Origin of the sequence: Mesorhizobium sp. M0991 (genome assembly GCF_040318915.1) — a bacterium.
GTDB lineage: Bacteria > Pseudomonadota > Alphaproteobacteria > Rhizobiales > Rhizobiaceae > Mesorhizobium.
On the sequence record NZ_JAMYNE010000027.1, the window covers coordinates 1 to 14,411 of the forward strand.

Consider the following 14,411-nt stretch of genomic DNA (forward strand, 5'->3'; position numbering starts at 1 on the left):
CTGGCCTCCACTCCAGCCAGCATCTTGAATCACAAAACAGATAAATCTGGAATCCCCTTTGATTCCGTCAAAGGGGGAACCGCTCAGAGCGGGCGGATCCAGGCGGTTCGTTGCCCGAAGGCTGCCTTGTTTTCTGATCCATAGGATACCAAGCCCAAAAACCCGCAGACCGCTGCCTGCGGGGTTGGTGCTTCGCTCCGGTGGAAAGAAGCTACTGGATGGCCAGGGGCGCCGGTTTGACCTTGATCACGTCCCCTGGCAGCACCGGCGTGTCTTCATCGGCGGTGATTTCGCTGGTCTTGCCGTCGACCACCCGCACCAGGGAAAATGACAAGGCCGCTGGTTCGTTGTTGCCATAGAATTGCGGCATGGGGCTGCCCGACAAGGCTTCGGACATCAAGGCCTTTTCCATATTCAGCTTCAGCGTCACCTCGTTGAGATCGGCTTCCGTCTGTTGCCGGTCGGTCGCGAGGCTGGAGTTCTGCGTGTTCTCCAGATCGATGGCGTCCTGGGTGGCCTTGCTGATCGACTGCTTGGCCGTGAGAATCGCCGTTTCGTAATCCAGGATCTGGCCTTCAAGGTCGGCGATGGTTTGCTGCGAGTTCAAAACCCGCGTGTTGACGACCAGGCCCTTTTGCGCCAGCGAGCCGATGCCGTTGAGCTGCTCCTTCGCAAGATCGACCTGCTTCTGCTGGTTGACGATCTTTTTCTGCAGCGAATCGATCTCGCTCTGCAGCAGCGCCTTCAAATCGTCGAGCGCCTGCAAGCGCAGCTTGAGTTTCTTCTGGTCGGCCGCCAGGATCGCCGTCTCATCGGCAACGATGCTGGGCAGTTTCGGATCGTCGGCCACCTCTTTCGGCACCGCGAATGTCGGCTTGTCCGCTAGTTCCGCTTCGACGCGGGCGCGCTTGACGGTCAGCCTGACCAATTGGTCTTGTAGTACGTCGAAATTGCCCTTGGCATTGATCAGGTCGCGGTCGAAGCGCTGCCCGCTCTCCGGGTTCCGCCGGGCTCCGCCGGCAATGCTCATCGCTTTCAGCACGGACAACCCAGGCACACAAGGGTACTGGCCGGGCGATTGCACCTCGCCAGAGATGTAGAATGGCCGGTACTGCGCCATTTCGACGGAAGCCTCCGGCTTGTCGGCCAGAGCGAGCTTGCGCTGCAGTGCCTCGCCGAGCGATGCCGCGATCTCCGAAGTCGTCTTGCCGGATGCGGGCATCTCGCCGACGAAGGGAACCGACAAGGTTCCAGCGGGGCCGACTGTGTATTCTCCATTGATGGCCGACCAGTCACGGAACGTGCCTTCGACGGTCTGCCATTCCGCCACGCGGATGGTCAGCTTGTCCTGTGCTCCAAGCCGATAGTCGTCGGCGAAGGCAAACTGTGGCAGGGCTAGCGACAGCGTCAGGCCGGTCGCCATTGTGAGGCAAGTCGTCAAAAGCCGTACTCGCCGCATGCGTCTGGAGAGAATGCCGGTGCAAAAGATATCGATTATATCTGCTTTCAACTGAGCGTTTCCGATCTGGTTTGCCCCGCCCGATGAGCTGCCGATGCCTGAGTTAGGGGCCTGAGTTCTAGGCCCGAATTCTGGACAGTCGCTCCTCGATGCACGGCCAGCAAGCGGCCGTCAGTAGCAGCCTCGCGACATCCAGACCGCAGGTACGGTCTTGATGATGATGCGAATGTCTTCGAACATCGACCAGTTCTCGACATAGTGCCTGTCGAATGCGACGCGGCTGTCGTAGGAAACATCGTTGCGTCCGCTGACCTGCCAGAGCCCGGTCAGGCCGGGGCGCGATTTCAGGTAATAGACGGCCGAATTGCCATAGATCTCCAGCTCATCGCGCACCACGGGACGGGGCCCCACCAGGCTCATATCCCCCTGCAGGATGTTGATGATCTGCGGCAGCTCATCGAGGCTGAGCTTCCTCAGCACCGCTCCGACGCGCGTGATCCGCGGGTCGTTCTTCAACTTGCGGGTCGCTATCCATTCGGCGTTGGCCTCCGGATTCGCGGCGAGATAGGCAGCAAGCACCCGCTCGCCGTCTGGAACCATGGTGCGGAACTTGAGGCACGGAAAAATCCGTCCTCCGCGGCCGATCCGGCTGTGGCCATAGAAAATCGGCCCGCCATCGGAAAACCTGACAAGCAGCGCTATCATCACGAACAGCGGGCTGAGAGCGATCAGGCCGATCAGCGAACCGGCAATATCGAAGCTGCGTTTGAGCAGGCCGCCGATCGGTGGCGGAAAATCGACGCCGGCCTGCGAAAAATCCGCATCGGCCGGCTTGGCTACGTCCCTCATGCGTAAACTCCATACGTTGAACGGATGGTTTACCGCACGATACCAAAAAAATGTTGCAGCGCAACACACAATTTCCCAGACGGCTGTAATAGTCGCGTCATGAACTGACTAAATAATAAACTCGTCCTGCACAAAATTTCGCCTTTATGTCGCAAAAGAGACAGATTATGGGCAATTTTGGAAAAGCTAGTCCAATTTTGGGGCTGATTTTAGGCGAATCGCTCTTTATACCCTGCTGTGGAGCTTTGCCATCATTTAGAATTTCAAAATATCGACTGATGTTATGCTAAAATACTGGCCAATATTATAAATCTTACTGGAGCGAGTCGATATCCGGCAATCAGTGGTGATGCCGACGTGTGCATTGCACCATGGCAGAGTCGATCCCGAGGATTCGTTTAAAATTATTCCGCAGCTGCCCTTGCCGCCTATTGCTCGGGTCAATAGAGTTGCAAATTGTTGCTGTCGGACTATGGACAGATTGGGCTAGGCCGGAAGCAACCGGCCAGATGCGGGCAACCTAAATAAGCTCGCAGAGTTTAAGGGAGGTGCTCGGGGTGGGCTTGTCGACATTTTTTCCCGAGCCGGTTGATGGGCTATCGGGTATGTCACTGCCAAAGTTCATTATCGGAATGTGTTTTGCGCTGGCGATCGTGATCGTCTGGTCGTATTTGGGCGGCGCCTCGCTCGGTACGACGGTTTTTCGCGTCATCGGCTGCGCTATAGTCATCCAACTGGGTTATTTTCTGCTGGTCTTTGCCATGATCGCCAGAAATGCCCCGACCCCGGCCGACAAAATTCGCGACGCTGAACGAAAGCTGAGTTCGAACGAAGCGGCCGAAGGCGAGAAATTCAGCGCCAGAAGGGGCCTTCACTGATTTCAGGCCTGGCCGCGGTCTGCGATGTCCATGTGACCTGTGGCTAAGCTTGCCGGTCCTCTGACGGGTTCCCCGCCTCAACAACACCGGCTGTCGGCATTCCTGTTCTTTCAATTGCTTGACACTGCCGGCCTCGACGCGCTCGCTCTGCGTCGCCGCCATCCGGTCGGCGAGGACCAGCAACTGGTTTCCGCCAATCGAACGCTCTGATGGAGCGTGTAGGAACGGCTCTGCCAAGCGGCGCATTTCTGGAGCCATCCCGATTGAGACTCGCCGCCCGCCCACCCGCGCCATGACACCAGCAAATGAAAAACTGGACTGCGCCGATGATTTTGGCGATGCTTGCTTCGCATTTGCAGCATAGGCGTTTGGGCCGATGCATTTCAGACGGGCGATGACGCATTGAGCGGGGAGGGCAAAGAAATCAGCAACGACTTCTGCAATCGAGAGGCATGTCCATGACATCATCCCAGGTCTGCGTGATCATCGCCGCCCGCAATGCGGCGCGGACAATTCCGGCTGCCATTGCATCGGCATTACGCGAGCCGGAGGTTGCGGAAGTTGTCGTCGTCGACGACGCGTCCACCGACGATACCGCGAAAGTCGCCCGCGCGTCCGACGACGGCACGGGCCGCCTTTCCGTCATCCGCTTCGACGTCAATCGCGGCCCCTCTTTTGCCCGCAACGCCGCGATAGCCGGTTCCAGATCGCCGTTTATCAGCATTCTGGACGCTGATGATTTCTTTTTCGAAGGCAGGTTTCACAGACTGTTCGCCAGCACCGATTGGGATTTCGCCGCAGACAACATCATGCTTGTCAGGGATGACGCGGCAACCGACGTTTCGAAAATCGTTGCTCCGCCGTTCTCGCCCGAACCGGAATTCCTCGATTTCGAGGGTTTCATCGACGCCAACATCTCCAGGCGCCGTGTGCAACGCGGGGAACTGGGCTTCCTCAAGCCAGTGATCAGCCGCGCCTTTCTTGATCGGCATGGGCTGCGCTACGACGAGAAGCTGCGCCTGGGTGAAGACTATGAACTCTATGCGCGCGCGGTTGCCCATGGCGCGCGCTTCAAGGTCATCAAATCCTGTGGCTACGGCGCGATCGTGCGCGCCGATTCGCTTAGCGGACGGCACAAGACCCAGGACCTGAAGCATCTGGCCGATGCCGACCTAGCACTGCTTGCGATCGACAGTTTGCCGGAGGCATCGAAGGCTGCGCTGAGAAGGCACGAGCGGCACATCCGCGACAAATACCGGTTGCGGAAGTTTTTAGACGTGAAGGCTGAGCGCGGGCTGGCGTCGGCCGCGGCCTACGCCTTGGCCGGCTCGTCCAACCTCACAGCCGTCGTCCGCGGCGTTGCCTCCGACAAGCTGGATGCGCTGTTTCGCCGCGCTGGCCTCGCCGCGAAGCGTCAGCATGTGCCGCCGCTGCGCTTCCTCATGGCCGGAACCAGCACGGCCAGCGAAAGCTAGGCCCGTCAACGTGCGATCGCGGTAGCCGCGCCCTTACCCTTCGGCCGGCTCGCACCATTTCAACGAGATTCATGAGTTTACGATCTAGGTGGTTGCCTATGCGCGCAGGGAATGGCAATCTATGTTGCGGTGCAGCAATTTTGGACGGCCAACCGAACTGGCCCGAGACATCCCCTGTCGGAGGAGCTGGACGATGCAAGAAATGTCGTTTGAATGTGGATTGGCGCCAAGGCCGGTCACCAGCTCGACGATGATGGGGCGCTGACGACATGGCCTCGATCTTTCGCTTCCGGTCGAGAGATCCGGCGCGCGACACGCAGACCGACACCTCGCGCCTCGATCGGTTGGCAAAGCTGCTGGACCAGATCGCGGCCGAAGTCGAGGCGGAGAAGAGCGGACTTGAGAACCGCTACAGGACAACGGCTACCAATGCCGCCTTTCTGGTCGAGGCCATGGAGAACGGAGCGGTCTCCTCTCGCAGGTCTTCCGAAGTCGGCGAACTGACCAGGTCGATCCTGAATTGCGAGCGGCGGATCGCAGCGCTGTCGCGCCAGATGCAGATGATGAAGGATCTCCGTCATTCGCTGGATGAAATCTTCGAGGAGAAGCGGCAGAACGGTCCCGACATAAGGACCGATTTTGTGAAGCCCGCCGATTCCGGCACAGGCTGAGCGAACACCCCGGGTCGGCGCAATGGTTTTAGGCACAACACGGAGCTTGGGAGCGACAAGGTCAAGATCAGGTTGTTTCGTCACGGTTCGAACGATCGCTTTGGGGGCGCACAGCACAAAGGTGAGTTTGATATGAACGCAGATCCTAAAAGCACGTCCGCCCCGGCAACCCGCGGCACCCGGTTCACGCGCCCGATCCCGGGCAAGCTGCGACGGCTCCGTTCAGACGGCGCGTTTCTGCTGCTCGTTCTCGTCAGCCTGGTTGCGGGCCTGGTGCCCGTCCGTGCCCAGGATCTCCCAACCGCGCCGTCCTTTGTCGATGATTTCACCAGCCTCAGTCGCGCGCGCTGGTATGTTTCCGACGGCTGGACGAACGGCAAGCATCAGAACTGTACCTGGTCCAAAAGCCTGATCGGGCTTTCCGACGGCATGCTGACGCTCGGTTTCGAGAAGCGCAAGCTGAAGGATCGCGAATTCGCCTGCGCCGAGATCCAGACCAAGCAGCGCTTCGGCTACGGCACCTACGAGGCGCGGATGAAGACCGACACGGGCTCCGGCGTCAACGCGGCATTCTTCAGCTTCGTCGGCGATGCCGACAAGCAGCCGCATGATGAAATCGACTTCGAGGTGCTGACCAAGGACACGTCCAAGGTTCAGGTCAACGCCTACATAGCCGGCAAAGGCAAGAACGAGAAACTGGTCGACGTCGCCGGCGGCACCGACAAGGCCTTCAACGACTACGCCTTCGTCTGGGAAAAGGACCGGCTGCGCTGGTACGTCAACGGCAAGCTTGTCCACGAGATCACCGATCCGGCGAAGCTGCCCACCCATTCGCAAAGGATCTATTTCAGCCTGTGGGGCAGCGATACGATGAAGGGCTGGATGGGGCCGTTCTCGGATCCCGGCCGCAAGCTCACCATGCAGGTGGATCGCGTCGCATTCACCGCACTCGGCCAGCCCTGCCAATTCCCCGAATCGCTGGCATGCAACACAAACTAGAAGCGCATCTGAACCGGCCGGGTCGAAGGTGGTCCGAAAACCGAAGCTCGAACAGGCCCGAAGCCTTGAACAGGAATGAAACCGAATGAATTTGACTGTCTTTGGAATCGGCTATGTCGGTCTTGTACAGGCGGCGGTGCTTGCCGAAGTCGGCCATCAGGTGGTCTGCGTCGACATCGATGCAAAAAAGGTCGAGCGGCTCAACCAGGGTCATGTCCCGATCTTCGAGCCCGGGCTCGAAAACATGGTCAAGGAGAACCATGCCGCCGGCCGCATCAAGTTCACCACCGACGCCGCCGCGGCGATCAAGCATGGCCAGATTCAGATGATCGCCGTCGGCACGCCTCCGGGCGAGGATGGTTCGGCAGACCTCAAATATGTGCTGGCCGTCGCCGAGGCCATCGGTCGTGAGATGGACGCGCCAAAGATCGTCGTCGGCAAGTCGACCGTGCCGGTCGGCACCTGCGAAAGGATAAAGGCCAGGATCGCCGAGACGCTGAAGGCGCGCGGGCGCGAGGATCTGGCTTTCGACGTCGCCTCCAATCCGGAATTCCTCAAGGAAGGGTCCGCTGTGAGCGACTGCATGAAGCCCGACCGCATCATCGTCGGCACCAGCAACGAGGACACCGAGGCGGTGATGCGCGAGCTCTACGCGCCGTTCAACCGCAACCACGAAAAGATGATCGTGATGGACGTGCGCAGTGCCGAGTTCACCAAATACGCGGCCAATTGCATGCTGGCGACCAAGATCAGCTTCATGAACGAAATGGCCAATTTGGCCGAGCAACTGGGTGCCGACATCGAGGAGGTCCGCAAGGGCATCGGCAGCGACCCGCGGATCGGCTACCACTTCATCTATCCGGGCCTCGGCTATGGCGGCTCGTGCTTCCCGAAGGATGTGCGTGCCCTGATCAAGACCGCCGAGGCCGTCAAGTTCGACGCCAAGCTGCTGCGTGCCGTCGAGGAGCGCAACAACCAGCAGAAGTCGGTCCTGTTCGAGAAGGTGGACCGCTATTTCAAGGGCAATCTCAAAGGCAAGACCTTTGCGCTGTGGGGCTTGGCCTTCAAACCCAATACCGACGACATGCGCGAGGCCCCGTCCCGCACGCTGATGGAAGCGCTCTGGGCCGCCGGTGCCAATGTGCAGGCCTACGATCCCGAGGCGATGCAGGAATGCCAGGCGATCTACGGGCTGCGCGACGACCTGCAACTGTGCGGCACCAAGGAGGCTGCGGTGCGAGGCGCCGACGCGCTTTTGATCGTGACTGAGTGGAAAAGCTTCAGCGCGCCGTCCTTCGATGCGCTGAAGAACGCGCTGACCACGCCCGTCATCTTCGACGGACGCAATCTCTACGACCCCAAGGTCATCGCCCGCCACGGCATCGAATACCACAGCATCGGCAGAATGGCGGCGTGACGCTAGGGCGGTCCAGCAAGGAGCCAGGTCCATGAAAGTTCTGTTTGCAGGCGGCAACGGCTACACGCCGCAGTTCAGCGGTGGCGTTCAGTCGAGCACGCACCATCTGGTCGAGCAGCTGCGCGAGCACGGTCATGACGCCTCGGTTCTGGCGGCGCTGTTCGGTGACGGCATGTTCGGCTTCAAGGCGCGTGCCAAAATGAAGCTGCTTCGTCAGCGTGCGGTCATCGACAGCTATCCCGGCTATCCGGTCGTGCGGGCATGGTTTCCCTGGGAGGCGGCGCGCTTCGCCGTCGAACGGCTCGATCCCGATGTCGCCGTCGTGCAGTGCCACAAATCGGTGCCGATCGGAAAGGCGCTGCAGGCGCTCGGCGTGCCGCTGGTGGTCTATCTGCGGAACGTCGAATTCCACGAATTGGCCGGCGACCTGCGCGAATTGCATTCGGCACTTTATATCGCCAACTCCGAATTCACCGCGCGCACCTATAAGGAAAAGTTCGGCATCGATTCGACCGTGATCCCGCCGACCATCAATCCCGGGCTCTACAGCACGCCGACGACCGGTGAATTCGTCACACTGATCAATCCTTACAATGAAAAAGGGTTCGAACTCGCCGTGCGCATCGCCGGCCAATGCCCCGAAATTCCGTTCCTGTTCGTCGAAAGCTGGAAGCTCGACGACGACCACCGGGCGCAGATCGAACGGATCATCGCGCCGCTGCGCAACGTCAGGCTGGAAAGCCGCACCAGCGACATGAAGACCGTCTATGGCCGCACCAAGATCCTGCTGGCGCCCAGCAAATGGGAAGAAGCTTGGGGGCGGGTGGCATCCGAGGCCCATTGCAGCGGTATTCCGGTCGTCGGGTCCCGCCGCGGCGGCCTGCCGGAAGCGATTGGCGCCGGCGGCGTGGTGCTCGACTACGACGCACCGGTCGACGACTGGGTCGCCGCGGTCAGGCGGCTATGGAGCGACAAGGCCGAGTACGACCGGCTGTCGGCGGCGGCGCAGCTGTTTTCGGAGCGGCCGCAGATGAATCCCGACATTCAGTTCGCGACCTTCCTCGGCGTTCTCGACAACGCCAGGCAAGGCGCACTGGAGCGTGCCGCCTGATGCATTTCGCCCAAAGCCATGCATGTCGCCCAAAAGCCAGCCTTCGCGCCTGACCCGAGTGGATGGCTTGGGACAACATCGCGCACAACACCGGACGCTTGAAGCGCCTCGCACTACGGCGACTGGCGTCAGCCCTCATCCGCGCGAGCAGATCGCCGACCGGCCTCGAAAGATCGTCCATTCGATGAAGATTTGCTTCGTAGTTGATAAGTTCCCCTCTTTGTCGGAGACCTTCGTCCTCGACCAGATAGAAGGGTGCCTCGAGCGCGGCATGCAAGTCGGCGTCGTCTGCAACGAGACGTCCTTCGGCAAGGACAGCAACATCGACGATCGCCGCTGGCAGGCGCTGCCTGGCAAGGTCGTCTGCTGGTGGGGCAGACTGGGGCGCTTTCGCCCGACGCTCAGGAGATGGTCGGGCAGGTTCTGGGATAAGCTCTCGACCGCAATCGACATCGCCTTTGCACGCAAATTGCAGAACGCCGACGTGATTGTCGCGCATTTCGGCAATAACGGCATGCGCGTCGCCCGTGCCATGAAACGAGGCCGGATTTCGGCTCCTTTGGTGACCATATTCCACGGCCGCGATGTCGGCGAACCGCTGCATGATAACACGCTCACGCGCTACAAGGTTGTCTTCGACAAGGGCGTACTCCAGCTGCCGGTGAACGCGTTTTTCCGCGACGCCCTGATCGGCGTCGGCGCACCCCCCGCGCAAGTCATGGTTCACCATATGGGCGTGCGGCCCGGTGAGATCGGCTACCATTGGCGTTCCTGGGACCGGGACACGCTGTCCTTCATCTCGGTCTGCCGGCTGACCGAAAAGAAGGGCATCGAATTCGCCCTTCGCGCCCTCGCCAGCCTACCGCGGCGCGACTGGGTCTATTCGGTGATTGGCGGCGGCGAATTGCTGGAGGAGTTGAAGAAGCTCGCCGCAAGTCTCGGCATTGCCGACCGGGTGACTTTCCTCGGGCCGCGCCCGCACGCCGAGGTCAAGCAGCGCCTGCGCAATGCCCACGTATTCCTCCTGCCCAGCGTTGCCGCACAGGACGGCGATCTCGAGGGTATTCCGGTGGCGCTGATGGAGGCTATGGCCGCCGGGCTGATCGTGGTCAGCACCTATCACTCGGGCATTCCCGAGTTGATCGAGGATCAGGAGACAGGCTTCCTCGCACCGGAGCGAGACGTTGCGGCGTTGGCCCGCAAGCTTGTCTGGGTGGCCGAGAACCCGGACAGATGCGAGCGCATCGCACGTGCGGCGCGCCGCAAGATCGAGCAGGATTTCAACGCGGACGTACTCAACGAACGTTTTGCGCAGATCGTTGCTCAACTGGCCGAAGCCAGGCGCCCGGCATGAACGCCAACCCGCCCCCCCAGTTCGGTCGCGTCGCCCTGCGCGGCGGCGTGGTGACGATCGGCGCGCAAGGCTTCAAGATGGCGATCCAGTTTCTCTCGGTCATCATACTTGCCCGTCTGCTCGTGCCCGAGGATTTCGGCTTGGTGGCTTCCGTCGGGCCGATCGTGGCCTTTGTCGGGCTGCTTCAAAATCTTGGCCTGCAACAGGCTGTGGTCCAGCGCAAGGACATCAGCACCGAGCAGCTCAACCAGGTATTCTGGATCAGTGCGCTGGTGGGGATGGGCAGTGCCGTGGTGGTTGCATGCCTGGCGCCCGCCATCGCTGCCTTCTATGGCGATCAACGCATGGTCGGGATCACCATCGGCTCTGCCTTGCCGCTGCTTCTTGGCAGTCTCGCCGCGGTGCCGCTGGCGCTGATGAACCGCCATTTGCGCTTTGGCCAGCTCGCAATGAACGATGTGATTACCGCCGCTGCCGGACTTGCGACCACAGCAATCGCCGCCTATGCGGGACTGGGCTACTGGTCGCTGGTCATCGGCCCGGCGGTTTCGGCTGTTGTCGCGCTGGCGGCGGCGTGGCAGGTGGCGCGCTGGACGCCGTCGCGGCCGGACCTGAAGGTCGATACCGACATATTGTCCTTCGGCGCCAATCTGACCGGCTTCAATCTGGCCAACTTCTTCTCGCGCAATCTCGACAACATCCTGATCGGAAAATATTCGGGCGCGATCGAACTCGGCTACTATGACCGCGCCTATAAGCTCCTGCTTTTTCCGCTGCAGAACATCAACCAGCCGCTGACACGCGTGATGGTGCCGCTGCTGAGCCGCATCCATGAGGACAAGGCGCGGTTTCGCGACATCTATGTGCGAACCAACTGGATGCTAGCGGCCATCACTATGCCCGGGATCGCGGCGCTGACGCTGACGTCGGACCAGGTCGTCGGGCTTCTCTTCGGCGGGCGCTGGACGGCGGTGGCGCCGATTTTCGCCTGGCTGGGCATCGCCAGCCTGATCCAGTCCGTCTCGAGCACCACAGGCTGGATCTTCATCTGCCAGGGCAAGACCAAGACCATGTTCCACTGGGGCATCTACTCGTCGCTGACGACGGTCGCCGCCTTCATCATCGGATTGCACTGGGGCGCCGTCGGTGTCGCGGCGGCCTACGCGATCAGCGGCTATGTGCTACGCGTCCCGGTACTCGCCGTTCTTGTCCACAGGGTCGGCCCGGTGACCGCAGCCGACTTCCTGATCATGCAGGGGCTTTTCATCGCGTCGTCGCTGCTTGCCTGGTCCGTGTACCGGGAGTTGCCGGCATCGCTGACCGGCCAGTCAGACCTGCTCGCGGTGGTCCTGGCGGTTGCCCTCAATTATTCGATCGGACTGGTACTCATGCTTGCCCTTCGCCAGTCGCGCAGCGCCCTGTTCACCACGCTTTCCAGCGCCATGCGCAACGCCCGCTAGGCCGGCAATCACCGGCCTCAAAAGCTCACCTGCCGACATCGCCGACGCATGCTCCTCAAGCACTGCCTCAAGGCTCGTCCTGCGATAGAGGTCGAGATTGGCGGTAAGTCTGCCGAGCTTCTCGCTCGCTTCCTCGGGCGTCACCGTGTCGATGTCGAGCAGCAGGTCGGCGACGCCGATCCGCTTGGCAAGTTCCTTGGTCTTGAATTCATAGGCGATCGGCAGCACCGGCGTGCCGACGCAGAGCGACATGATCATCATGTGCATGCGCGTTGCGACGACGAAGTCGAAGCCTTTCACCAGGGCCATCAGTTGCTCCGGCGTGTGGAACGAAGCGTCCACGCTTACATGCTTGGCGATCTCAGGATCGAGCTCGGCAACGATCGCCCGCGCCGTCTTGGAATCGTCATGGGCGTATTCCGGCACGCCCTGGCAGGTGGAGACGAAGGTGACCTCCTTGGCGTGGTCCCTGACCAGGATGGTCGCGATCTCGCGGATCGAGTCGATGTAGCGGCGCATGCCGCCCTCGCCGTCGCTGACATAGTTCCAGTGACGGACGGAAATGGCGACGCGGCCGGTGACGGTCGCCGACTGGCCAGAGGCCAGAATTTTTCCGATTCTGTCGGTGTCGGCCAGGGCAAAGACGGCATCGGCCACGACGTGGCATTTGCCGGGGTCTTTCACCATGTCCGCAATGTGGCCTCTCGAACGTTCGTCGCGCAGCAGGATAAGCGGGCTCCGATCGAAGATCGGGCTCAACTCCTGGCGATTGTAACTTTTGTTGAACGGGCCGAGCGATTGCGTGAAGAAGACCGGGTCCTTGCCCAGAATCGCGTCGATCCTGAATTGATTGAGGCGCCGCTCCAGATTGTAGGTCTCGACGAGATAGGTTCCGCCTGTCGTGACCACGAGGTCGGCATCTCTGTAGATCTCGAGACCACGGCGATTGCTTGAGCTGAACAAACGCCCGAGAACGCCGCGGATGCCGAACCGCCGCAGGGCATTGAGGACGAGCCGATTGTAGATCGGCTTGAACAGGTTCTTCAGGCCGCTGCCGTATTTGTAGCGGAACAGCGATTCCGACAGCAGCTTGTGGAATTCGAGATCAGGATAGTCCTTCTTCGTGTAGAGCCTCGCCGCTACCTCCGGCTGGCTGTCGAAGACGTAGAACTGGATGTCGTCCCGGACGATCGTCTTGAAAACATGGCGGATCGCCAGGAGAATCGCTGCATCCCCGGTATTCAGGCAGACGGTGTTTTCAACCGCGATCTTCATGGAATGACCTCATTTCGTGAGTAGTCCCGCGGTTCGGTCGACGGATGCCGAGGGGCGGGTTGGCCGAAAATGCTGCACGCCAGGATGGTCCTCGCGTCGTGATTATTGGCGCGCAGCCCGATGGCAGGCCAACGCGCGGTCCATGCGGCCCAAGCAGAGCGAGATTAACCCATCGATTTTGCAGTGCAACAAAAAATGTGGAACTTTGCTACGCTGCAACCAAAAATGTTGCGATGCAGCAAGAGCTGTACTAGCATCGTCGCGGGCGGGCCAACAGCGGTCGAGTTTTCATGCTGCATGTCTTGTACTTGGTACACGACGTCTCCGACCCGGCAGTGCGCCGGCGGATCATAATGCTCAAGGCAGGCGGCGCCCAGGTTACGCTGGCGGGCTTTCGTCGTACGGCAAGCGCAGTTGCTGATGTCGAGGGCTTGCAGCCGATCGATCTCGGCCCGACTCGTGATGGCCGATTCGCCCAGCGTCTGGCGGCGATCATGAAGGCGGTGGTCTCGACCGGCTCGAAGCTGGGCTCAATGCCACGGCCCGACCTCATTATCGCGCGCAATCTGGAAATGCTGGCGCTTGCCCGCCGCGCCAGGTCGGCCTTCCAGGCAACAGTGCCGATCGTCTACGAGTGCCTGGACATCCATCGCCTGCTGCTTCGCGACGATCCGCTGGGCTGGGCGATGCGCGGCGCAGAACGCTTCCTGGCCAGGGATGTGAAGCTTCTGGTGACCAGCTCTCCGGCCTTCATCGCCAACTATTTCAAGCCGTTCGGACAGATTGCCGCGCCGGTCGAGCTGCTCGAAAACAAGTATTTCGAGCCGGCCGCGGCTTCGCTGGATGACCGCATTACGGCGGAGAATCCCGTTGCGCCGCCATGGCGGATCGGCTGGTTCGGTGCGCTCCGCTGCCGCCGATCCCTGGAACTTCTGGCCGACTTTTCGCGCCGCCTCGACGGCCGCTTTGAAATCGTCCTCAGGGGCCGGCCGGCGCTGTCCGAATTTCCCGATTTCCATGGTTTCGTTGAATCGGAACCCTGGCTGTCGTTTGGCGGGCCCTACCGCAATCCCGAGGATATGGCGGCGATCTACCGCGAGGTTCACTTTTCCTGGGCCATCGACTTTTTTGAGCAGGGCCTGAATTCCGAATGGCTGCTGCCCAACCGGCTCTATGAAGGCTGCCGCTTCGGAGCCGTGCCGATTTCAATGGGCAACACCGAAACCGGCCGGTTCCTCGACCGACAAGGCATCGGCGTTCTTTTGCCAGAAGCCACGCCCGAGGCGCTTGAAGCTGCCGTCGGCACGATGGAGCAGCATCGGTTCGAGACATTGAGGGCGCGTGTTCTCGCCCGCAATCCGCGCACCTGGAGCCACGACCGCGCCGATTGCCGGGCGCTGGTCGAAAAACTCCGCGGCCTGGTCGCGGCTCCCGGTCCATATGCTGCCGAAGCATTGGCATAG

General features: G+C 60.9%; 11 protein-coding genes and 1 pseudogene. 9 read left to right on the plus strand and 3 right to left on the minus strand.

Translation table 11 applies throughout. From position 1 onward, the window contains the following. Window positions 1-211 precede the first annotated feature (211 nt). Together NKH70_RS27950 and NKH70_RS27955 are read right to left on the minus strand one after the other, a co-directional pair. Window positions 212-1,423, minus strand: a complete 1,212-nt coding sequence (locus tag NKH70_RS27950) for a polysaccharide biosynthesis/export family protein (RefSeq protein WP_292659420.1) — start codon at window positions 1,421-1,423, stop codon at window positions 212-214. Window positions 1,424-1,630: 207 nt separating this feature from the next. Beyond that, window positions 1,631-2,308, minus strand: a complete 678-nt coding sequence (locus tag NKH70_RS27955) for a sugar transferase (RefSeq protein ID WP_292659405.1) — start codon at window positions 2,306-2,308, stop codon at window positions 1,631-1,633. A 632-nt stretch (window positions 2,309-2,940) separates the two neighbouring features. Here NKH70_RS27955 and NKH70_RS35870 point away from each other — a divergent pair. The 8 genes from NKH70_RS35870 (at window position 2,941) to NKH70_RS27995 (ending at window position 11,673) form a co-directional block, all read left to right on the plus strand. After that, the gene (locus NKH70_RS35870; protein ID WP_502908415.1) at window positions 2,941-3,186 is read left to right on the plus strand and encodes an exopolysaccharide production repressor protein; all 246 of its coding nucleotides are present in this window, start codon (window positions 2,941-2,943) and stop codon (window positions 3,184-3,186) included. Window positions 3,187-3,638: 452 nt separating this feature from the next. Then, a complete protein-coding gene (locus NKH70_RS27965; protein ID WP_352719254.1) occupies window positions 3,639-4,661 on the plus strand; it encodes a glycosyltransferase family 2 protein in 1,023 nt (340 codons plus the stop codon). A gap of 269 nt (window positions 4,662-4,930) precedes the next feature. Continuing rightward, entirely contained in the window at window positions 4,931-5,332 is a 402-nt protein-coding gene (locus tag NKH70_RS27970; RefSeq protein ID WP_352464384.1) for a hypothetical protein, read from the plus strand. Between the two features lie 132 nt (window positions 5,333-5,464). Next, window positions 5,465-6,331: an endo-1,3-1,4-beta-glycanase ExoK gene (gene exoK, locus NKH70_RS27975; protein ID WP_352719255.1), complete on the plus strand. Its 867-nt coding sequence runs from the start codon at window positions 5,465-5,467 to the stop codon at window positions 6,329-6,331. An 85-nt stretch (window positions 6,332-6,416) separates the two neighbouring features. After that, window positions 6,417-7,748, plus strand: coding sequence for a UDP-glucose dehydrogenase family protein (locus NKH70_RS27980; RefSeq protein WP_352719256.1), 1,332 nt, complete (start codon window positions 6,417-6,419; stop codon window positions 7,746-7,748). 31 nt (window positions 7,749-7,779) lie between these two features. Continuing rightward, window positions 7,780-8,859, plus strand: a complete 1,080-nt coding sequence (locus tag NKH70_RS27985) for a glycosyltransferase (RefSeq protein ID WP_352719257.1) — start codon at window positions 7,780-7,782, stop codon at window positions 8,857-8,859. A 184-nt stretch (window positions 8,860-9,043) separates the two neighbouring features. Beyond that, window positions 9,044-10,213, plus strand: a complete 1,170-nt coding sequence (locus NKH70_RS27990) for a glycosyltransferase (RefSeq protein WP_352719258.1) — start codon at window positions 9,044-9,046, stop codon at window positions 10,211-10,213. Continuing rightward, on the plus strand, window positions 10,210-11,673 hold the full coding sequence (locus NKH70_RS27995) for a lipopolysaccharide biosynthesis protein (protein WP_352719259.1): 1,464 nt from the start codon (window positions 10,210-10,212) through the stop codon (window positions 11,671-11,673). The genes NKH70_RS27990 and NKH70_RS27995 overlap by 4 nt, the downstream gene beginning before the upstream one ends. A gap of 222 nt (window positions 11,674-11,895) precedes the next feature. Here NKH70_RS27995 and NKH70_RS28000 read toward each other — a convergent pair. After that, window positions 11,896-12,948 (minus strand): annotated as a pseudogene (locus NKH70_RS28000) (polysaccharide pyruvyl transferase family protein); the annotation flags it as partial. A gap of 290 nt (window positions 12,949-13,238) precedes the next feature. On the opposite strand from NKH70_RS28000, the gene NKH70_RS28005 reads away from it, so the two are divergent. Beyond that, a complete protein-coding gene (locus tag NKH70_RS28005; RefSeq protein WP_352915828.1) occupies window positions 13,239-14,411 on the plus strand; it encodes a glycosyltransferase family protein in 1,173 nt (390 codons plus the stop codon).

What these genes read in the sequence shown, in the direction of transcription:
- NKH70_RS27995 (WP_352719259.1), top strand. Translation starts at nt 10,210, where the DNA reads ATGAACGCCAACCCGCCCCCCCAGTTCGGTCGCGTCGCCCTGCGCGGC.
- NKH70_RS27955 (WP_292659405.1), bottom strand. Translation starts at nt 2,308, where the DNA reads ATGAGGGACGTAGCCAAGCCGGCCGATGCGGATTTTTCGCAGGCCGGC.
- NKH70_RS27980 (WP_352719256.1), top strand. Translation starts at nt 6,417, where the DNA reads ATGAATTTGACTGTCTTTGGAATCGGCTATGTCGGTCTTGTACAGGCG.
- NKH70_RS27990 (WP_352719258.1), top strand. Translation starts at nt 9,044, where the DNA reads ATGAAGATTTGCTTCGTAGTTGATAAGTTCCCCTCTTTGTCGGAGACC.
- NKH70_RS35870 (WP_502908415.1), top strand. Translation starts at nt 2,941, where the DNA reads ATGTGTTTTGCGCTGGCGATCGTGATCGTCTGGTCGTATTTGGGCGGC.
- NKH70_RS27965 (WP_352719254.1), top strand. Translation starts at nt 3,639, where the DNA reads ATGTCCATGACATCATCCCAGGTCTGCGTGATCATCGCCGCCCGCAAT.
- NKH70_RS27950 (WP_292659420.1), bottom strand. Translation starts at nt 1,423, where the DNA reads ATGGCGACCGGCCTGACGCTGTCGCTAGCCCTGCCACAGTTTGCCTTC.
- NKH70_RS27970 (WP_352464384.1), top strand. Translation starts at nt 4,931, where the DNA reads ATGGCCTCGATCTTTCGCTTCCGGTCGAGAGATCCGGCGCGCGACACG.
- NKH70_RS28005 (WP_352915828.1), top strand. Translation starts at nt 13,239, where the DNA reads ATGCTGCATGTCTTGTACTTGGTACACGACGTCTCCGACCCGGCAGTG.
- NKH70_RS27985 (WP_352719257.1), top strand. Translation starts at nt 7,780, where the DNA reads ATGAAAGTTCTGTTTGCAGGCGGCAACGGCTACACGCCGCAGTTCAGC.
- exoK (WP_352719255.1), top strand. Translation starts at nt 5,465, where the DNA reads ATGAACGCAGATCCTAAAAGCACGTCCGCCCCGGCAACCCGCGGCACC.